At 74.3% G+C, this 18660-nt stretch carries 17 protein-coding genes; 6 read left to right on the top strand and 11 right to left on the bottom strand.

Features of this window, described 5'->3' with window-relative positions:
- Nucleotides 1–26: 26 nt before the first annotated feature.
- Together C892_RS32820 and C892_RS0122030 are read right to left on the bottom strand one after the other, a co-directional pair.
- The gene (locus tag C892_RS32820) at nucleotides 27–110 is read right to left on the bottom strand and encodes a cittilin family RiPP precursor (RefSeq protein WP_394296684.1); all 84 of its coding nucleotides are present in this window, start codon (nucleotides 108–110) and stop codon (nucleotides 27–29) included.
- A gap of 181 nt (nucleotides 111–291) precedes the next feature.
- Nucleotides 292–789: a hypothetical protein gene (locus C892_RS0122030; RefSeq protein ID WP_017558953.1), complete on the bottom strand. Its 498-nt coding sequence runs from the start codon at nucleotides 787–789 to the stop codon at nucleotides 292–294.
- Between the two features lie 114 nt (nucleotides 790–903).
- Between C892_RS0122030 and C892_RS0122025 the strand changes: the two genes are divergently transcribed.
- On the top strand, nucleotides 904–1458 hold the full coding sequence (locus C892_RS0122025; protein ID WP_017558952.1) for a PadR family transcriptional regulator: 555 nt from the start codon (nucleotides 904–906) through the stop codon (nucleotides 1456–1458).
- A gap of 237 nt (nucleotides 1459–1695) precedes the next feature.
- Nucleotides 1696–2361 carry a TetR/AcrR family transcriptional regulator gene (locus tag C892_RS0122020; protein WP_017558951.1) on the top strand — a complete coding sequence of 222 codons (666 nt, stop codon included), beginning with the start codon at nucleotides 1696–1698 and terminating at the stop codon, nucleotides 2359–2361.
- Between the two features lie 115 nt (nucleotides 2362–2476).
- On the opposite strand, the gene C892_RS0122015 is transcribed toward C892_RS0122020, so the two are convergent.
- Complete coding sequence (locus C892_RS0122015; protein WP_017558950.1) at nucleotides 2477–3760, bottom strand: MFS transporter; 1284 nt, start codon at nucleotides 3758–3760, stop codon at nucleotides 2477–2479.
- Between the two features lie 474 nt (nucleotides 3761–4234).
- Between C892_RS0122015 and C892_RS32815 the strand changes: the two genes are divergently transcribed.
- Nucleotides 4235–4336 carry a hypothetical protein gene (locus tag C892_RS32815; protein ID WP_394296683.1) on the top strand — a complete coding sequence of 34 codons (102 nt, stop codon included), beginning with the start codon at nucleotides 4235–4237 and terminating at the stop codon, nucleotides 4334–4336.
- 170 nt (nucleotides 4337–4506) lie between these two features.
- On the opposite strand, the gene C892_RS0122010 is transcribed toward C892_RS32815, so the two are convergent.
- The 6 genes from C892_RS0122010 to C892_RS0121985 form a co-directional block, all read right to left on the bottom strand.
- The gene (locus tag C892_RS0122010; RefSeq protein ID WP_017558949.1) at nucleotides 4507–5268 is read right to left on the bottom strand and encodes an SIR2 family NAD-dependent protein deacylase; all 762 of its coding nucleotides are present in this window, start codon (nucleotides 5266–5268) and stop codon (nucleotides 4507–4509) included.
- Between the two features lie 647 nt (nucleotides 5269–5915).
- Entirely contained in the window at nucleotides 5916–7364 is a 1449-nt protein-coding gene (locus C892_RS0122005; protein WP_017558948.1) for an FGGY-family carbohydrate kinase, read from the bottom strand.
- Nucleotides 7361–8419, bottom strand: coding sequence for a 2-hydroxyacid dehydrogenase (locus tag C892_RS0122000; RefSeq protein ID WP_017558947.1), 1059 nt, complete (start codon nucleotides 8417–8419; stop codon nucleotides 7361–7363). The genes C892_RS0122005 and C892_RS0122000 overlap by 4 nt, the downstream gene beginning before the upstream one ends.
- A gap of 29 nt (nucleotides 8420–8448) precedes the next feature.
- Entirely contained in the window at nucleotides 8449–8973 is a 525-nt protein-coding gene (locus tag C892_RS0121995; protein ID WP_017558946.1) for an RpiB/LacA/LacB family sugar-phosphate isomerase, read from the bottom strand.
- Nucleotides 8974–9499: 526 nt separating this feature from the next.
- Nucleotides 9500–11275: a dihydroxyacetone kinase family protein gene (locus tag C892_RS0121990; RefSeq protein WP_017558945.1), complete on the bottom strand. Its 1776-nt coding sequence runs from the start codon at nucleotides 11273–11275 to the stop codon at nucleotides 9500–9502.
- On the bottom strand, nucleotides 11272–11961 hold the full coding sequence (locus C892_RS0121985) for an HAD family hydrolase (RefSeq protein WP_017558944.1): 690 nt from the start codon (nucleotides 11959–11961) through the stop codon (nucleotides 11272–11274). The genes C892_RS0121990 and C892_RS0121985 overlap by 4 nt, the downstream gene beginning before the upstream one ends.
- A gap of 116 nt (nucleotides 11962–12077) precedes the next feature.
- Between C892_RS0121985 and C892_RS0121980 the strand changes: the two genes are divergently transcribed.
- The 3 genes from C892_RS0121980 to C892_RS0121970 all read left to right on the top strand — a co-directional run bounded on the left by C892_RS0121980 (nucleotide 12078) and on the right by C892_RS0121970 (nucleotide 15339).
- Nucleotides 12078–12869 (top strand): DeoR/GlpR family DNA-binding transcription regulator, encoded by a 792-nt coding sequence (locus tag C892_RS0121980; RefSeq protein WP_017541678.1) that lies wholly within the window; start codon nucleotides 12078–12080, stop codon nucleotides 12867–12869.
- Between the two features lie 120 nt (nucleotides 12870–12989).
- The gene (locus C892_RS0121975) at nucleotides 12990–14354 is read left to right on the top strand and encodes an MFS transporter (protein WP_026124551.1); all 1365 of its coding nucleotides are present in this window, start codon (nucleotides 12990–12992) and stop codon (nucleotides 14352–14354) included.
- Between the two features lie 82 nt (nucleotides 14355–14436).
- Complete coding sequence (locus tag C892_RS0121970; protein ID WP_017558942.1) at nucleotides 14437–15339, top strand: sulfotransferase family protein; 903 nt, start codon at nucleotides 14437–14439, stop codon at nucleotides 15337–15339.
- Between the two features lie 176 nt (nucleotides 15340–15515).
- Here the strand turns inward: C892_RS0121970 and C892_RS0121965 are convergent, their stop codons facing one another.
- Both C892_RS0121965 and C892_RS0121960 read right to left on the bottom strand, forming a co-directional pair.
- Nucleotides 15516–16256, bottom strand: a complete 741-nt coding sequence (locus tag C892_RS0121965) for an alpha/beta hydrolase family protein (RefSeq protein ID WP_017558941.1) — start codon at nucleotides 16254–16256, stop codon at nucleotides 15516–15518.
- 30 nt (nucleotides 16257–16286) lie between these two features.
- Entirely contained in the window at nucleotides 16287–18656 is a 2370-nt protein-coding gene (locus C892_RS0121960) for a bifunctional salicylyl-CoA 5-hydroxylase/oxidoreductase (protein ID WP_017558940.1), read from the bottom strand.
- Nucleotides 18657–18660: the final 4 nt, after the last annotated feature.

Genomic DNA, 18660 nt, shown 5'->3' with positions numbered 1-18660 from the left:
GCGGTTCAGCGGAAGGTGAGGAGGGATCAGTAGTAGATGTAGGGCCGGGTGAGGCGCTGCTTGTCGACGATTCCGAGGGCGGCTGCGACGCGGTAGGCGACTCTCTTCACGGAACACCTCTTCGCTCGGGCCCGGACTCCCTTGTCATCCGGACGTCGGTCGCCGTTCGGGCGGTCGTCACGCCCGGGCGACGCGGACAACCTACGCGGGAGGGCGCGCCCGCGGCCATGGCGGCGAGGTGAGCATCGCCTGTCCGGCGTCCCCCTGTCCTCGTGGACGGCCTCCGGCCCCTCACGCACCCGCGACCGGCCGCCGCTCGGGGGACCGGCGCCAGGGCATCAGCGCCCGGTGCCGGGGGCGCACCGTGCCGGCGGCGACCATCGAGCGGTAGACGACCAGCGGGGACCCCACGAGGGTGGGGAGGACCCAGGCGAGGACGGCGCCGTCGGAGAACTGCACCGCGACCGGCGTCGCATAGGCGATGACCGTGGACATCATCAGCACGAGGTGGGCCCTGTACCAGCCGCACACCGGTCTGCGCCAGGCCAGGTACACCCCGGCCGCCCCGGCTGCGAGGGTGGCCGTCGCGATGATGCCGAGCCACCACATCGCGGGCGCGAACGGCAGGAGCGCGTAGGTGGTCACCGCCACCGCCACGACGGTCGCGCCGAAGACGCGGCCGGCGACGGTGTGCGGACCGCGGCGCTTGCGCGCGGTCAGGGCGGTGAGGGCGGCCGCCAGGCCGACGGTGCCGGCGGCGATGTGGAGGACGAGCAGGAACGTGTGCATGGGACCCCCGGCACGGTGGAAGGGCGGGCGGGCACGGCCTCCCGCGACAGTCCACTGTGGACTGTTGCTACCTCAGAGTGGACCTGACACAGTGGACTGTCAAGGGGGTGTCGCATGAACGGACGCCGGACGGCCAAGGACGCGCCGCACGGGCTGAACAACACGGCCGCCTCGCTCCTGGGCTTCCTGCACGAGCGGCCGATGACCGGCTGGGACCTGGTCGCCGCCGCCGAGCAGCTGATGGGCGACTTCTGGTCCATCACGCGCAGCCAGGTCTACCGGGAGCTGTCCACGATGGCCCGGGCCGGGCTGGTCGAAGAGGGCGAGCGCGGGAAGCGGGACCGGCGCCCCTATGCGATCACCGAGGCGGGCCGCACGGCCTTCGCCGACTGGAGCGCGGCGATGCCGGGCGAAGAGGCGGTGCGCTTCCCCCTGCTGCTCATGCTCACCCTCGGCCGGCACATCCCGCGCGACCACCTCACCGCGGCCGTCGAGCACCACCGCGCGCTGCACGCCGAGCGCCTCGCCGAGTACGAGGGGCAGGCCGAGGGCATGTCCGACCCGTACGCGGCCGCGACGCTGAGCTTCGGCATCCACTACGAACGCGCGGTGCTGGCCTGGTTCGACGACCTTCCCGAGGAGATCACCGGCGGCCCCCGGAAGGGGTGACCCCGCGCCCCGGTCCGGCGCCCGGTGCGCGCGCCGCCGCCCCCGGTCAGGCCCCGGTCGGTTGTCGACCGCACGATCACCGAAGGGCCACGGACCCGCCGTACCGAAACGCCGCCAGGCCGAATCCCGGCCCGTTCACCATGGGGACCGGACCTGCCCGGCGAGAGGCGACCGGCTTCCGGCCCACACCGCGCGGGAAGCGGTAGCGTCGGCCCTGACGTGGAGGAAAATGGACGGATGCACCCCCGATCGAAGCGCACCGGACGCATCGGGCGTCCGCCCCGGCTGTCGCAGGAGGCGATCATCTCCGCCGCGCAGCGCCTGCTCGCGGCCGAAGGCCCCGACGGCCTGTCGATGCGGCGCCTGGCCAAGGAGCTCGACAGCACGCCGATGGCGCTCTACCACCATGTGCGCGACAAGGACGACCTGCTGCTGCTGCTCTTGGAGGCGCATGCCCGCGGCATACCGCGCCCGGAGCTTCCCGGGGATCCGCGCGACCGGATGGTCGCCGCGGCCGAACTGTTGCACGACGTGCTCGCCGAGTGCCCCTGGATCATCGAGGTCGTCGCCACGGACGACCTCATGGCCGTCTCCGCGCTGTGGATCGTCGAGGCGATCGTGGACGCCGCCGTCGAATGCGGCCTCACCCCCGACCAGGCCGTCGACGCCTACCGCGTCATCTGGTACTACACCGTGGGCGAGCTACTGATCCGGGTGACCCGCGATCGCAGGCGGGCCGAGAGCGACCGCCCCTCCCACCGCGACCGTGAGTTCGCCGCCCTGTCGGGGGACGCCTATCCGCGGCTGGCGTCCCTCGCCGACCGCTGGGCCGAGCTCACCGGCCGGGACACCTACCGCCAGGGCCTCGAAGCGGTGGTCGACGGGCTGCTCCGCCGCGCCTGACCCCCCTTGTCCCCTCCGCTCCCCGGCCTCGCCTGACCGGCGGCCGCCCCTCGCCCCGTTGCAGCGGCTCAGCGTCGCTTCACACACGCGAGCCGAGGCGGGACAGGGAGGGGCGCTACCGTTCCTCGGGGGCGGCGGTCCGTGCGGCGGGCTCCGGGGCGGAGGAGGCGTCCTCCACCTGGCGGACGCCGCGGTGGAACAGGGTGAACACGACCACGGCCGCCAGCATCACGGTGCCGGCGATGTAGGGGACGGTGTCGCCGAGTTCGTACAGGGCGTTGCCCACCAGGGGGCCGAACATGAAGGTCAGTGCGACCGTCGCGTTGACCAGCCCGGCCACGCCCGCCTGGGCCTCCCGCGGGGCCAGCAGGCTCGGTGCGGACATGATGCCGGGCATCCCGAAGCCGAGTCCGGCCCCGAGCAGGGCGACGCCGGCGGCGATCAGCGGGCCGGTCGGCGCGACCGCCACGACGAGCATGCCGACGGTCATGAGGACGGCCCCCGTCCGCATGAGGCGCAGCGGCGCCCAGCCCAGCCGATGCACGGCCACGGCCTGGACGAGGACGATCATCGCCGCGCCCGCCAGCGTGACCATTCCGGTCACCGTCCCGGTCTCGTTCGCCGTGAGGCCCAGCCGGTCCTGCAGCAGGAACCCGGCCGTCATCAGGACGATGGTCATGGCGAGGTACAGCCCGAACCCGATGGTGAGGAAGGGCCACATGCGGCCGTCGAACGGACTGATCCGGACGGGCTCGGGGACCTCCCGGCGTACCTGCGGCCGGGGCACGCTGACCGCGACCACGACGGTGATCACGACCAGGACGGCCGGGGCCGCGTACATCGGGGGCACCAGCCCGGCGACGCTCAGCAGGCCCCCGACGGCGGGCCCGACCGCCAGGCCGATGCCCTGCGCCGCACCGAAGATGGACATGCCCCGGACCCGCTCGTCCTCGCCGGAGGTCATCTCGGCCACATAGGACTGCGCGGTGACCGGGGTCGCCGCCCAGGCCAGGCCGAACACGACCCCGCGCGTGAGGATGACCAGCACGTAAAGCACGGGCACCGAGAGGGCGCCGGTCAGGCCGATGTGGGCGACGACCGCGAACGCCAGGAGGCCCACCGTCGCCCCCACCAGAGAGATGAGCAGGACGGTGCGGTGCCCCCAGGCCACCGCCCGGCGCCCCCAGAACGACCCGGCCAGCACCACACCGGACGCCCCGACGAACATCACGAACCCCAGCGCCAGCTCGCTGAAGCCCAGCTCCCGGGCGAGCGGGGCGAGGATCGGGTTGACCATCTGCTGCCCGGTCATCAGGCCGAAGACGGCCAGGCACACCAGCACGATCGCCCGCTGCTCGGCGAGTTTCGGGCGGTCGGCGGCCTTCGGACTAGTGGCCATGGCGGACTCCGTTCCCGGCGCCGCCGGCCGGTCGCGCGATTGTCATGGTGCAGGCCCCTTCCCAGGGAGGTCTCCGGAACCCGCCCGATGCTAGTGACGCGGGACGACTTTGTCTACGCGTATATTTATTTCTCTCCCGCCCCTGCGCCCCTCCCACGCGCCGGTGCGCACGCCCCCTTGCCGCGAACAGCGTTCACGACCGATCGCAAGGTCCGCCATGGCGCGCCAGTCCCCGCACTTGGCCCACGGAACCGAGGCCGAGCCCGTCCCGCCCGAGTGGCTGCTGGTCTACCGCACCCCCGACCGCGTGGTGGTGGGCATGGTTGCGCGAGGGGGCGGCGACGCGCCGCCTGGCCGCTGGGCGTGCCGCTCCGCGCCGAGGTGGTGGGCGCCCCGGCTCAGGGGCCGCGCTGACCGACCCGCGGGGGCGGTTGGGGTTCGCTGTACGGGATCCCTGCCGAAGGCGCGCCCCTCGTGCGCCCGGACGGGTTCATCGCCTGGAGGACGTCGGCCCCGACCGTTGAGGAGGGACTGGTCCCGGCGCTGAGGACCATCCTGTGCCGGGCCGGTACGTGACCGGCGCCGACGGTCCGGGGCGGGCCGTCGTGCACGGCCGGGCCCCACGAACGGCCGCGCCCTGGGGCGGACAGGGAACCTCGTCGTCCGGACGGACGCCGAGTGCGCTCGGCCGGTCGTCCGAGCCGTGTCCGCAGAGGTCGCCGCGGGTTCCGACCGACCCGACGGCCTCAGGTGGTGGCGTGCACCAGTGCCGGGACCACCTCGCCGATCGGGTCCCGGAGGACCGCGGAGGCCGCCTCGTCATAGGGGGTCGGCTCTGCGTTGACGACGATCAGGGTCGCACCGGCGCTCAGGGCGACGTCGCACAGGCCCGCGGCCGGATGGACGGTCAGCGAGGTGCCGACGGCGACGAAGACCTCGGCGTCCTCGGCGGCCTTCGCCGCCTCCTCGATCACGTCCGGATCGAGCCTCTGTCCGAAGGAGATGGTGTCCGACTTCTGGATCCCTCCGCACTCCAGGCAGTGCGGGTCGGACTCCTCGTCCAGGCGCTCCAGGACCTCGGGGGCGGGGGTCCGCAGGCCGCAGGCCGTGCAGACGACCCGGTGCATGGTCCCGTGGACCTCGACGACCTGGTCGTCGGGGACGCCCGCCGCCTGGTGCAGGCCGTCGATGTTCTGGGTGATCAGACCGCTGAGGCGCCCCGATCCGGCGAGGTCGGCCAGCGCGCGGTGGGCGGCGTTGGGTTCGGCGTCCCAGGCCGGGTGGTCGCGGCGCATGAGCCACACCTTGCGGCGGACGTCGGCGTCGGACATGTAGGTGTCGTAGTCGAACATCGCGGCCGTGGCGGGGTCCTTGGTCCAGACCCCCTGCGGGCCCCGGAAGTCGGGGATCCCGGAGTCGGTGGAGATCCCCGCGCCGGTGAGCACGGCGACCCGCTCGGCCCCGCTCATCATCGCCTCAGCCGCCGCGAGGGTCGGTCCGTCGGCCATGGGTCTCCACCGCTTTCCGATTGACGCCGGGGACGCCCGAACGGCGGTCGTGTGGAGGGGCCGCCGCCGAGGCGGCGCCCATTCTGCCACCGCTCCACCGCCCCGGCGACCGCCGGTGCGGGATTCCCTGACCGCCCTCACCCCCGACACGGCAGAGCTTCCGGACGCCTCACCGCTCGTCTCACCGCCGGCCTCACCGGCCGACCGGACCCGGGGCGACCACAGTACGGACCGAGCCCTGCGAACGACGAGCGGGCCCCGGAGCGGACATCCCGGAGCAGTCCCCGGGCCCGTGAAACGGAAGGCGCCCGTTGGGGGCCGGTTTGGCGATGTGGTGGGTAGTGCGGGGCATCGAGGGCCTTCCGGGGCGGTGGCACGTCAGACATCCACACCGACACCGGAAGTCCTCTTCGTTCGTCTCGACCGGGGTCGGTGTAACCGACCTCAGCGGGCAGTACAGCTGGCGCGTAGGCCGCGTCCTATGGGTGGCGCCTTCTCCCTGCGCCCTGACCGGCGGAAGTCGGCCACGACCGCGAAAGTGAGACCACTCCGGCGGGAGCGGCGTCCGGCCCCCGGTGGGCGTCCGGCCTGAGCGCCGCAAAGGGACAAGCCCCTCCCGCCGGGAGAGGGGCCTGTCCTTCAGCCGGCTAAGCGGCCCAGGCGGTGCGTGCCAGGTCGAGGGAGGACCGGTACTCGGTGTAGGCGTTCTGGTAGAACTCCGTGCCCTCCTCGGTCGGCTCGACCGTTCGGGCCGCCGACCACCAGCGCTCCTCGTCCACCGGCTCGCCCAGCGCGCGGGCGCACGCGATCACCGCCCCGCGCGCACCCACCCCCGGGTCGTCGGGGATGGTGATGGGGCGCCCCAGCACGTCGGCGAAGATGCGCGTCCACTCAGGGGAGCGCACCCCGCCCCCGCAGGCGTACAGGTTCCCGTCGAGCCCCGCGGCCTCCAGGCAGTGCCGGGCGGCGAACGCCACCGACTCGCAGAGCGCCCGGATCACGTCCGCCCGGGTGTTCTGCAGGCTCAGACCGGTGAAGCGGGCACGCGCCGCCGAGTCGACGAACGGTGCACGCTCCCCCGACTCGGCCAGGAACGGCAGCGCCCGCACTCCCCCGGCGCCCCTGCCGGACTCGGCCAGCAGCGCGTCGGCGTCCTCGACCCCGACCCCCACCAGCTCGCACGCCCAGTCCAGTCCGGCGGTGCCGACCATGGCCGCCATGGCCCGCAGGTACCGGTCGCGGTCGGGAAGGGCCAGCATCATGCCCGCGGGCTCGCCGTCGGGGTCGAACGCGGGCCCTGACCGGAGCACCTGGCAGGCGAGCGTCGTGCCCGCGATGAGCACCCCGTCGCCCGGCTCGCGGACCCCGGCGCCCATGGCGCAGGCGGGCATGTCGAACGGCCCCGCCGTGACCGGCAGGCCTTCGGGCAGGCCCAGCAGTGCGGCTCCGGCGGCGTCCAGGTGCAGCACGGTCCCCGGAGCCGCGGGCTCGGCGAGCAGCCCGCGGCGGTGCCCCAGCCCGCAGGCCTCCAGGGCCTCGTCGTCGTAGCGGCGGGTGCGCGGGTCCAGGAACGGCAGCGAGGCGTCGGAGACGTCCACGGCCACCGTCCCGGTCAGGCGCTGGGCCACCGCGTCCACGCAGTACCCGGCGACGGCCGCGGCCTCCAGCGACTCGGGCTCCTCGGCGTCCAGGTGGGCCAGCAGCGCCGCCGCGCAGCCGGGGAAGACCCCCGAGCCGGTGCGGGCGAAGACCCGGCGGGCGGTGCCGTCCCGGTGCCACTTGGCGACCAGCGCCGAGGCCCGCCCGTCCAGCCAGGACACGGCGGGGCGGACGGCGCGGCCGCGCTCGTCGCGCAGCCACAGCCCGTCGCCCTGCCCGGTCAGCGCCAGGGCGGTGACGGGGGCCGGGAGCCCGGAGGCGACCTCGCGCACCACCCGGGCCACCGTGCCCAGGACTTCCTCCAGGTCCTGCTCGACCCGGCCGCCGGGCAGGCGGTCCAGGCCGCTGGCGGCGCCGGCCTGGGCGACGGAGGCGCCGTGCCGGTCGAAGGCCACCGCCTTGGTCAGCGACGTCCCGATGTCCACCCCGATGATCATGGCCGGTCCCGGACGTCGGGGTTGGCCAGGTGGGCCTGGGCCTCGCCGCGGCTGTAGCGCCCGACCTCGGCGGCGACGATGCGGGCCGCGCGCTCGGCGGTCTGGCGGCTGCACCCGGCCAGGTGCGGGGTGGCGATCACGTTCGGCGCGTCGCGCAGGGCCCAGTCGGCGGGCGGCGGTTCGACGTCGTAGACGTCCAGGGCCAGGGCGCCCAGGCGGCCCGAGCGCAGCGCCCCGGGCAGCGGCGCGTAGTCGAGCAGCCCGCCGCGCGCGGTGTTGACCAGCACGGCGCCGTGCGGCATCAGCGCCAGCCGCTCGGCGTCGATCAGGTGGTGCGTCTCGTCGGTGAGCCGGGCGTGCAGGCTCACCGCGGTGCTGCGGCGCAGCAGGTCGTCCAGGTCGGCGGGCTCGGCGCCGTCGGCCCGCACCTGCCCGGGGTCGGCGTAGGGGTCGCTGACCAGGACGCGCGCACCGAAGGCGACCAGCACCCGGGCCACGCGGGCGCCGATCGCGCCGTAGCCCACCAGGCCCACGGTGCTGTTCTCCAGCTCCACGCCGGCGTTGTCGTAGGCGTAGAGGTCGCCGCGCCAGGTGCCGTCGCGCAGCAGCTCGGCCGAGGAGCCGGGGATGCGGCGCAGGGCGGCCAGGATCATGCCGACGGCGAACTCGGCCGCAGCGGCGGCGTTGCGCCCGGGGGCGTAGGTGACGGCGACCCCGGCGGCGGTGGCCGCCTTGAGGTCGACGTTGACGGGCCCGCCCCGGCAGACCGACACCAGGCGCAGGCCGGGCGCGGAGGCGAAGACCTTCTCGGTGAAGGGGGCCATCTGGGTCACGGCCACCTCGGCCCCCTTGAGGGCGTCGATGACCTGCTCCTCGGTGCCGCTCGCCTCGTGCACGCCGCCCACGGGCCCGAAGGGCTCGACCGGCCAGGGCAGGTCGAGACGGGAGACCTCGGGGGCGCCCGGGGCACCGGGGGCGGTGCCGAGCTCGGCGCGGACCGCATCGGCGAGCAGGTCGGTGCGGACGAATTCGTCTCCAGCAGCGAGTATGCGCAAGGTGGTGCCTCTCTTGCCGTGCGGCCGACTCAGGCGCGGCCGGCTTCGTAGGAGTCGATGCGGGCGACCTTCTCCGCGCTCGGCGAGTTCTCGTCGAAGGTGTGGCCGAGCCATTCGGTGAGGATCTTCTCAGCCGCGTGCGGGCCGATCACACGCGCCCCGAAGGTGATGACCTGGCAGTTGTTGGACTTGATGGACCGCTCGGCCGAGTAGGAGTCGTGGGCGACGGTCGCGCGGATGCCGGGCACCTTGTTGGCGGAGATCGCCACGCCGATGCCGGTCCCGCAGACGAACACCCCGCGGTCGGCCTCCCCGCGGGCGATGCGCTCGGCCCCTTCGAGGGCCGGGACCGGGTAGGCCAGGTCGTCGGAGGCGTCGGTGACGCCGACGTCCTCGACGCTCGCGACCCTGGGGTCGGCGCGCATGAGGTCGCGCAGGCGGTCCTTGAGCTCGACGCCGGCGTTGTCGGCGGCGACGACCACGCGCAGGGGGCGCGCCCCGCCGTCGCCGCCGGCCGCGTCGGCCGGTGCTCCCGTGTGCGTTTCCGCGGTCATCGGTCACCTCCAAGGCGGTCCCCGGCCGGAGCAGGGGGAAGACGTCTCGTGCTGCTGGTCGGTCGTTCGGGTCGCGGCGCCCGCCGCTCCAGGGGCGGGTGCCGGGACGGATGCCGGGGCGCGTCCGCCGGAGGGGCGGGGCCGGTCAGGGGCGTGGCCCCGTTTCGCCGGGCGGCCGAAGGCCGACCGAAAGGGGCACGCGCCGTGCTCGGGGCGGTGGCCGCCGGAGTGGTGTCGCTTCCCACCGCTGGGATCAAGACGGGGAAGAGGGGACCGCGCACGGAGCCGCGTCGACCCGCCTCACGGCCCCCTGCCGACTCACGGCCCCCCGGCCGGCGGACCGCCCACCCGCCGGGCAGGCGTGGACCACCGGACGCCGTTCCCTCCCGGCGGACGCCATCGCCCACCGGACCGGAGCGGGCCAGGGTGCGCCGACCCGGAACGGCCCTCGCCGCGCCCCGGCGGAACGGGGCCGCGCGCCCCTTCCCGTCGGCGGCGTCGGCCGGGGCCGGGTCGAGCGGGCGGGTCACCCCCGGCTCCCCTCGCCCTGCGCCCCGGTCGTCGCGGGCCCGTCGGCCCGTGCGGCCGCCGCTTTCAGCGCCACCTCGGACACGGCGGTCACCAGGTGGGCGAAGGAGGTGGCCCCGGGGTCCGGGTGGCCGTGGCTGCGGGCGGCCAGGCGGGCCGCCCTGCCCTTGGCGGGGGTGAGGCCGGCGGTCGCGAGCGCGGCCTCCCGGGCCTCCTCGGCGGCCGCGGCCCAGCAGGCGGCGGCCTCGGCCGCGCCCGCACCGGGAGGGGACGCCTCGGCGCCCTTGCGCAGGATCCCGCGGAACGGGTCGATCGCATCGAGCATGGTCTTGTCGCCCGGGCGGGCGCCGCCCAGCTCGGTGAAGGCCGCCACGGCCCGGTCGACGGCGTCGGCCAGCGCGCCCGGGGTGATGCGGGCGGTGTCCTTCCCCTCCAGGCCGGCGCCGGTCTCGGCGAGCAGGACCCCGTACAGTGCCCCGGAGGCGCCGCCCGCCGCGTCGGCGAACGCGGTCCCCGCCGCCAGCAGGGCACCGGAGACCGGCTCCCCGTCCGCCTCGGCCGCGCGCGCGGCGGCCACGGCCGCCCGGATGCCCCGGGTCATGCCCAGGCCGTGGTCCCCGTCGGCGGCGACGGCGTCCAGGCGTCCCAGCTCGTCCTCGGCCTCTTCGAGGCGGACCATCGCCGCGCTCAGCGCGCGGTCGACCGGACCCGCGGCGGCCTGGTCGTCGGGGCGCTCCAGTCCGGCATCGACGGTGCGGACCGGTTCGACCGGCTCCAGGCGCGCGCCGGCGCTGCGGTAGCCGGGGGTGTCGCAGGGCGCGGCGTACAGCTCGGCCAGTTCATCGTCGAGCACCATGACCGACAGCGACAGGCCCGCCATGTCCAGGGAGGTGACGAACTCGCCCGCCTCGGTGTGCACGGGGAGGAGTCCGGCGCCCGCCAGGCGCTCGTGCACCCGGGTGCAGACGGTGAACATCTCCTCGTACTTGGTCCGCCCCAGGCCGTTGAGCAGCACGGCCACGCGCCCTTGGGAGGGAAGCTCGGGCAGGAGGCCGTCGACGAGTTCGTCGGCCAGTTCCTCGGCGCCCAGGCGCCCGACCGTGCGCACCCCGGGTTCGCCGTGGATGCCCAGGCCCAGCTCCATCGCACCGTCGTCCACGGTGAACAGCGGCCCGTCCGCCCCTGGGAGGGTGCAGCCGCCGAAGGCGACGCCGAAGGTGCGGGTGGCGGCGTTGGCACGCTCGGCGGCGGCGTGCACCCCGGCCAGGTCGTCGCCCCGCTCGGCCGCGGCTCCGGCGACCTTGAAGACGAAGAAGTCCCCGGCGACGCCGCGCCGGCGCCCGGCCTGCTCGGCGGGGCCGCTGGCGACGTCGTCGGTGACCAGGACCGTGCGCGAGTCGATCCCCTCGGCGGCCAGGCGGCGCGCGGCCAGGCCGAAGTGGAGCACGTCCCCCTGGTAGTTGCCGTAGCCGAACAGCACCCCGCCGCCGTCGTCGGCCTCGCGCGCGGTGCGGTAGACCTGCTCGGCGCTGGGGCTGGTGAACACGTCGCCCACCACGGCGCCGTCGGCCAGGCCGGGGCCGACGAGCCCGGCGAACGCCGGGTAGTGGCCGCAGCCGCCGCCGATGACCACGGCGACCTTGCCCGTGCGGGGGCGTTCGCGGGCCACCACCCCGTAGGCGCCGGGGACCTTGCGGACGGTGCGCCCGTAGGCGGTGGCGAAGCCGTCGAGCCAGTCGCGCTTGAAGGTCGCGGCCCGTCCCAGGACCGTCATCGGTGCACCCCCTCGGTCTCGCGCTCGCCGTCCAGGCGGGCCAGCAGCAGGCCGCGGGCGGCGACCGCGCCGTCGGCGACCTCGGCGGCCAGGTCCAGGGCGTCGGGCTTGGGCGGGTAGGCGGGGTTGGGGACCGCGATGACGGTCAGCCCCGCGGCGGCCGCGGCGCGGATGCCGTTGCTGGAGTCCTCCACGCCCAGGCACTCGGCGCCGGTGCGGCCGAGCCGGGAGGCGGCCTCCCGGTACACGTCGGGGCTGGGCTTGCCCCGGGCCACCTCGGCGCTGGAGACGGTGGCGGTGAAGGCGTCGGCCAGGCCGTGGGCCTCCAGCGCGGCGTCGATCACCGGGCGGGCGGCCGAGGAGGCCAGGGCCACCGGGACCCGGGCGGCGGCGTCGCGCACCATGGCGGCGGCGCCCTCCAGCAGCGGGGCGCGCCCTTCGGCGACCGCCGCGACCAGGCCGTCCACCACGGCCGTCTCGGCCTCGGGCGCCCGGTCGGGGACGCCGCAGGCCCGGGCCAGGTAGGCCGCCCACTCGGGGGCGCTCTTGCCCTGGCAGGCGGCGGTGTCCTCAGGCGTCCACCGCACGCCGTGCCGGGCGGCGTAGGCCGTCCAGTTCTCCTCCCACAGGTGTTCGCTCTCCACGATGACACCGTCCATGTCGAACACCACGGCGGCGAAGGCCATGTCAGCAACCCCTCTCACAAACTCAACGGGAAATTAACACGCCTTCTGTTATTTGTCACCACCGATCCGGCGCCGCATCGCACGCGGTCCCGCCCCGATGCGCGATCCTGGATCCCATGAACAAGGAGACGCCGAGCGGCAGCACCCGCTCCCGCAACATCCGCCAGCAGCGGATCACGGACTACGTCATCAGCCGGGGGTCGGCGTCGGCCGCCGAGCTGGTGGAGCTGACCGGGGTCAGCCTCATGACGGTCCACCGCGACCTGGACGAGCTGGCCCGGCGCGGCCTGCTGCGCAAGTTCCGCGGCGGGGTGTCGGCGCTGCCCTCGACGGTGTTCGAGAGCAACGAGGAGTACCGGCGCCAGGTGCACGTGGAGGCCAAGGCGGCGATCGCGCGCCGTGCGGTCGAGCTGGTCGAGCCGGGCATGTCGGTGATGCTCGACGACTCCACCAGCGCGCTGGAGGTGGCGCGGCTGCTGCCACAGGTGGGGCCGCTGACCGTGGCCACCAACTACCTGCAGGCCATCGAGGTGCTCAAGGGCGCCGAGGAGGTACGGCTGATCTGCCTGGGCGGGGACTACTCCTCCACCCACGACTCCTTCAACGGCATGGCCTGCATCGAGGCGGTGGAGCGGCTGACCGTGGACGCGGCGTTCCTGTCGACCTCGTCGATGACCGCCGAGACCACCTACCACCAGGAGCCCGAGATCATCATGGTCAAGCGCGCGATGATGGCGGCCGCGCGCACCCGGGTGCTGCTGATGGACTCCAGCAAGATGCCCCGGCCGGCGCTGCACCGGCTGGCCCCGCTGGCCGACTACCACCGTCTGGTGGTGGACGAGGGCGCCCCGTCCGACCTGGTGGAGGAGGCCCGCCAGCACCTGCCGGTGGACGTCGCCCCCCTGTGAGGGCGCACCGCAGGGCGCCGGGCGGGCCTCGGGACGCCCCGCGGAAGGATTTCGCTTTCACATATTGCGCGTTAAGTTAACAAGGTCCATGATGTGCTCCGGATCTCACCTGGAGGACACATGACCGCAACTTCACCGACGGCGGCATCCCCCGCCCCGAGCGCGCTCTCCCGGTGGCTCGACCGGGTCGGCGTGCCCGTCCCCCTGGCGCTGGGCTACCTGGGCCTGCTGATCTTCATGATCGGCGACGGCATCGAGTCCGGCTTCATCACCCCCTTCATGGCCGCCAACGGCGCCGGAGACGACGTCCACGCCTCCTACGCCGTCACCGTCTACGGCGTGGCGGTCATGATCGCCTCCTGGCTGTCGGGGGCGCTGTCCCAGCTGTGGGGGCCGCGCCGCGTGATGATGATCGGCCTGGGCATCTGGCTGGTCTTCCACGTCGCCTTCCTGCTGGCGGCCGCCTCGCAGAACTACCCGATGATGCTGGCGGCCTACGGCCTGCGGGGCTTCGGCTACCCCATGTTCGCCTTCGGCTTCCTGGTCTGGATCACCGCGGTGGCGCCCACGGTGCGGCTCGGCGCGGCCGTCGGCTGGTTCTACTTCGCCTTCACCGGCGGCCTGCCCACCCTGGGCTCGCTCGTCGCCAGCGGGACCAACCCCGTCCTGGGCCACTACGGAACCCTGTGGCTGTCTCTGGGCGTCATCGCGCTCGGCGGCGCCGTGTGCCTGCTGGGGGTGCGCGAGCGCACCGGGTACTCCCGCATGGCCCCCGAGGGCGTCAAGCCCGTGCAGAGCCTGATGTCGAGCATGTCGATCGCCTGGCGCAACCCGCGCGTGGGCATGGGAACGGTGGTGCGCATCATCAACACCGCGCCCCAGTTCGGCATGCTGGTGCTCTTCCCGACCATCTTCGCCGAGGACATCGGCTTCGGCGAGGCCCGGTGGCTGCTGCTGGTGTCGGTCATCTACGGCACCAACATCTTCTTCAACCTCATCTTCGGCCTCGTCAGCGACCGCCTGGGCTGGCGCCACACGATCTTCTGGTTCGGCGCGCTGGGCTGCTCGGCCACCATCCTGCTGCTGTACTACGTCCCGATGGCCTTCGGCGCCGACTACTACTGGCTGGCCCTGATCGTGGGCGCCATGTACGGTGCGACCCTGGCCGGGTTCGTGCCCATCTCGGCGCTGCTGCCCTCGCTGGCCCCGGAGAACAAGGGCGGCGCGATGGCGCTGCTGAACTTCGGCGCCGGCGGCGCCACCTTCGTCGGGCCGGCACTGGTGAGCCTGCTGCTGGTGCCCTTCGGCGCGGGCGGCGTGGTGATCTCCTTCGCGGTGCTCTACCTGATCGCGGCGGCGATGACCTGGTTCCTCAAGGAGCCGCCCGCGCCCGCCGACACCGCCGCCAGGGCACGGACCGGCGACCGAACGGCAACGGATGTGACACGGGAGACACCCCCGACCGAATCGGCCTCCCCCCGCTGACCAGCGGCGACGTCGATCGGACCGGAGAAACGGCGGCGAGGTGCGCGGCAGAGTCCGGCAAAGAGTGTAAAAATCGACCTACATGAAGCAGCCGCCGCACATCCTCGTCGCGAACGGGACGAAGGTCAGGCGCCCGGTGTTCGTGCTGGGCGCCCCCCACTCGGGGACCGACCTGCTCGCCCGTGCACTCGGCCGTGCGCCCGGCTTCCTGGTGAGGGCCGGGCACACGGCCGTCATGAACGCCGTCTACACGGTGGCGCGGCGCCCCTCGCTGGCCGAGGAGCGCGCCTCGGGCACCTCCGCCCTGCTGCGGGACGCGTTCGCCGAGGCGTGGAGCCTGACCCCGCCCAACTGCCCGTTCTGCCCGGGCACCCGCTTCCCGGCGCGCGAGGCGGCGTCCCCGTGCCGCCACGCCGGCGGGATCACCGCCTACGGCGACGCCAGCCCGGACCTGCTCTACAGCGCGCCCGCGCTCAGCGCCGCCTTCCCCGACGCCGCCTTCGTGCAGATCATCAGGGACGGCCGGGACGTGGTGGCCGAGATGCTGGACGACGAGCGGTCGATGGCCTGGTTCCGCCCGGGCGCCGTCCGCATGGAGGGCGAGCCGCCCCATCCCTTCTACGGGGTGGAGGACGAAGAGGAGCGCGACGGCTACACCTCGCTCTCCGACACCGCCAAGTGCGCGATGCGCTGGCGGGGCGCGGTGCGGCTGTCGGCCCGCCTGCGGGGCGAGTTGGACGCGGAGCGGCTGATGACGCTGCGCTACGAGGATGTGGCGGGCAAGGAGGTCGAGACGGCGGAACAGCTGCGGGCCTTCACCGGGGCGCGGGTGTCGGCCGTGGAACTGATCCGTGAGGAGTCGGCCGGTCCGCCGTCCCGCACCCGCCTGACGACCGACCAGCACACCGAGATCCGGTCGGTGGCCAAGACCGAACTGTCCCGCCTGGGCTACGGGGAGAAGAAGTCCCGCTCGGCACGGGCGTGAACGGCACGCCGGACCTCAGACCCCCTCCACGCCGTCACGCCGGTCGACGGCCGGAACGGTCCGGCCTTCCCGGTGACGACGCCGGAAGGGAACAGGGCAGCGCATCACCGGGTGACAACGTCCCCGCACCGTCCCCGCACCGTCCCCGCCCCTGCCGCTCCCGGACGACCGCCCCTTCACGACCACGACTCCATCCACGCGCGCGCGGCGGCCCAGGCGCGGTGGGACGGGTCGATCATCACGAAGTGGTCGGCCCCCGAGACCTCCTCGAAGTCGACCTCGTCCCCGGCCAGGCGCGCCTCCTGCACATAGGTCCTGCTCTGCTCGATCGGCACGCGCTGGTCCTCGTCCCCGTGCACGATCAGCTGCGGGACGCCCACGGGCACCTGCCGCAGGGGCGAGGACTCGTGGAACGCCGAGTGCGGCGCCTCCTCGCCCAGGAACGCGTCGGCCGCGCCCTCCCCCAGCCCCCGTTCGGCGGTGTCGACCATGTCGGTGACGGGCGCCAGCCCGACCACCCCGCGCAGCGGCGACCCGGGGGCGGCCAGCAGCGCCAGGTGGCCGCCGGCCGAATGCCCCACGGCGACCACTTTGCCGGGCACGGCCCCCTCCGGGCGCTCGGAGAGCTCCTCGGACAGCAGCACGAGCGCGGCCCGCACGTCGTCGAGGGTCTGCGGCCAGCCGCCGCCGTCGGCGCCGGTGCGGCGGTACTCCACGTTCCAGACCTGCCACCCGGCCTGCACCAGGTCCTCGGCGATCGGCTCCATCAGCTCCATGCCGTGCCGGTCCCGCCAGAACCCCCCGTGCAGCAGGACCGCCACCGGCGCAGGTCCGTCCCCGCCCGACTCCGGCCCTAGGACGCGCACCCGCCGGCTCGGGTGGTCTCCGTACCGCAGTTCCCGCTCATCGCGCTCCATGTCTCCCATCCTCCGTCACCGGACGCCCGGTCAAGCGGTGCGCGGGCCTCCGGCGTGTTGGGGCCGCCACCGGCGGTGCGCGGGCCCGGAGGCGGGCTCGCGCAGCAGTTCCAGGCGCGGACGGGGGCCGTCGGTGCGGCCCGTGGGCGGGCGCCGGGACCCGGCCTGGAACTGCACCGGCCAGCGCGCGCCGGGGCCTGTGTAGTCCTGTTCGGTCGCGGCGTGCAGCGTCCACTGGGGGTCGTACAGGTGGGTGCGCCCCAGCGCGCACAGGTCGGCCCGGCCGGCCAGCAGCAGCGAGTTCACGTCGTCGTGGGAGGAGATGGCCCCGACCGCGACCACCGGCACGCCCACGCGCGCGCGGATGCGCTCGGCGAAGGGCACCTGGAAGCTGCGCCCGTAGGCGGGACGCTCGTCCGGCGTCACCTGGCCGGTGGAGACGTCGATGGCGTCGGCCCCGGCGTCGGCGAAGGCGCGCGCGATCTCCACGGCGTCCTCGGCCGTGGTGCCGCCGTCGGTCCAGTCGGTGGCCGAGATCCGCACCGTCATCGGCTTGTGCTCCGGCCACACCTGGCGCACCGCCGCGAACACCTCCAGCGGATAGCGCAGCCGCGCGGCCAGGTCGCCGCCGTAGCGGTCGGTGCGCCGGTTGGTGAGCGGCGACAGGAAGGACGACAGCAGGTACCCGTGCGCGCAGTGCAGTTCCAGCAGGTCGAACCCGGCCCGGTCGGCCTCGCGCGCGCTGGTGGCGAAGGCGTCGCGGATCGCGTCCATGCCCGCCCGGGTCAGTTCCGCGGGCACCTGGTTGACGCCCGGGCGGTACGCCAGCGGGGAGGGCGCGACGACCGGCCACGCCCCCTCCTCCAGCGGCTCGTCGATGCCCTCCCACATCAGGCGCGTCGCGCCCTTGCGCCCCGAGTGCCCCAGCTGCACGCCGATGGCGGCGGAGGAGTTCTCATGGACGAAGTCGGTGACGCGCTTCCAGGCCGCGGTGTGCTCGGGGGCGTAGAGCCCCGCGCACCCGGGGGTGATGCGCCCCGGCGCCGACACGCACACCATCTCGGTCATCACCAGGCCCGCGCCGCCCAGTGCCTTGGACCCCAGGTGGACGAGGTGGAAGTCGCCGGGCGTGCCGCCGGTGGAGGAGTACATGTCCATCGCCGAGACGACGACCCGGTTGGGCAGCTCCAGGCCGCGCAATCGGAAGGGGTGGAACATGGGCGGCCGGGCCTCGCCGCCGCCGTTGGCCGCGCTGAACCAGTCGTCCACCGCGTCCGCGAAGTCCGGGTCGCGCAGCCGCAGGTTCTCGCGCCCCACCCTGCGGCTCCGGGTGAGCAGGTTGAACGCGAACTGGAGCGGCTCCTGTCCGGTGTGCATGCCGATGTCCTCGAACCACTCCAGGCTGGCCTGCGCTGCGCGCTGGACGCTCTCGGCGACCGGTCGGCGCTCGTCCTCGTAGGCGGCCAGGGCCTCCTTGACCCCTGGGTGCTCGTGCAGGCAGGCGGCCAGGGCGAGGGCGTCCTCCATGGCCAGTTTGGTCCCCGAACCGATGGAGAAGTGCGCCGTATGGGCGGCGTCGCCCAGCAGCACCAGCGCTCCCCGCCGCCAGGTGCGGTTGCGGACCGTGGTGAAGGACCTCCAGCGCGAGGCGTTGGGCCTCAGGGCGTGCCCCTCCAGCGCCTCGGCGAAGAGCCCGGCGCAGCGCTCGACCGCCTCAAGGTCGGTTCCGTCCGCGCCGGCCGGCCGCCCCGGGGCACCGAACCCGGCCGCCTCCCACACACGCTCGTGCATCTCCACGATGAAGGTCGAGGCGGTGTCCGAGTAGGGGTAGGCGTGCGCCTGCATCACCCCGTGGGGCGTCTCCAGGACGTGGAAGTTGAAGGCGTCGAACACCTTGTCGGTGGCCAGCCACATGTAGCGGCAGTGGCGCCGCTCCAGCGTCGTGCCGAAATCCCCTTCGAACGCCGTCCGGGTGGCGCTGCCGGCGCCGTCACAGGCCACGACCACGTCATGGGTGCGTTCCAGGTCCTCGGCCGGAGGCGCCTCGGTGCGCAGGCGCAGGTCCACCCCGAGCGCGGCGCAGCGGTCGCGCAGGATCCCCAGCAGGCGGCGCCGGTCGACGGCGGAGAAGCCGTGCCCGCCCGAGGTGGTCACGCTCCCCCGGTAGTGCACGTCGATGTCGTCCCAGCGCGCGAACTCGGCCGAGAGCGCCGCGTACACCTCCGGATCGGCGTGCTCGATGCCGCCGAGCGTCTCGTCGGAGAGCACGACGCCGAACCCGAACGCGTCCTCGGGGGCGGTGCGCTCGTAAACGGTCACCTCGTGGCGCGGGTCGAGCCCCTTCATCAGGGCGGCGAAGTACAGCCCTCCCGGGCCGCCGCCGATGCAGGCGATGCGCATGGGC

This window comes from Nocardiopsis baichengensis YIM 90130, from assembly GCF_000341205.1.
In the GTDB taxonomy this organism is placed as follows: Bacteria; Actinomycetota; Actinomycetes; order Streptosporangiales; family Streptosporangiaceae; genus Nocardiopsis_A; species Nocardiopsis_A halophila.
Note: the sequence above shows the minus strand (reverse complement) of the source record. Positions and strands in the feature narration are given on the sequence as shown.

Excerpts from the sequence above, each read along its gene's own strand:
- C892_RS0122030 (WP_017558953.1), bottom strand. The coding sequence starts at position 789 with ATGCACACGTTCCTGCTCGTCCTCCACATCGCCGCCGGCACCGTCGGC.
- C892_RS0122025 (WP_017558952.1), top strand. The coding sequence starts at position 904 with ATGAACGGACGCCGGACGGCCAAGGACGCGCCGCACGGGCTGAACAAC.
- C892_RS0122020 (WP_017558951.1), top strand. The coding sequence starts at position 1,696 with ATGCACCCCCGATCGAAGCGCACCGGACGCATCGGGCGTCCGCCCCGG.
- C892_RS0122015 (WP_017558950.1), bottom strand. The coding sequence starts at position 3,760 with ATGGCCACTAGTCCGAAGGCCGCCGACCGCCCGAAACTCGCCGAGCAG.
- C892_RS0122010 (WP_017558949.1), bottom strand. The coding sequence starts at position 5,268 with ATGGCCGACGGACCGACCCTCGCGGCGGCTGAGGCGATGATGAGCGGG.
- C892_RS0122005 (WP_017558948.1), bottom strand. The coding sequence starts at position 7,364 with ATGATCATCGGGGTGGACATCGGGACGTCGCTGACCAAGGCGGTGGCC.
- C892_RS0121995 (WP_017558946.1), bottom strand. The coding sequence starts at position 8,973 with ATGACCGCGGAAACGCACACGGGAGCACCGGCCGACGCGGCCGGCGGC.
- C892_RS0121990 (WP_017558945.1), bottom strand. The coding sequence starts at position 11,275 with ATGACGGTCCTGGGACGGGCCGCGACCTTCAAGCGCGACTGGCTCGAC.
- C892_RS0121985 (WP_017558944.1), bottom strand. The coding sequence starts at position 11,961 with ATGGCCTTCGCCGCCGTGGTGTTCGACATGGACGGTGTCATCGTGGAG.
- C892_RS0121980 (WP_017541678.1), top strand. The coding sequence starts at position 12,078 with ATGAACAAGGAGACGCCGAGCGGCAGCACCCGCTCCCGCAACATCCGC.
- C892_RS0121975 (WP_026124551.1), top strand. The coding sequence starts at position 12,990 with ATGACCGCAACTTCACCGACGGCGGCATCCCCCGCCCCGAGCGCGCTC.
- C892_RS0121970 (WP_017558942.1), top strand. The coding sequence starts at position 14,437 with ATGAAGCAGCCGCCGCACATCCTCGTCGCGAACGGGACGAAGGTCAGG.
- C892_RS0121965 (WP_017558941.1), bottom strand. The coding sequence starts at position 16,256 with ATGGAGCGCGATGAGCGGGAACTGCGGTACGGAGACCACCCGAGCCGG.
- C892_RS0121960 (WP_017558940.1), bottom strand. The coding sequence starts at position 18,656 with ATGCGCATCGCCTGCATCGGCGGCGGCCCGGGAGGGCTGTACTTCGCC.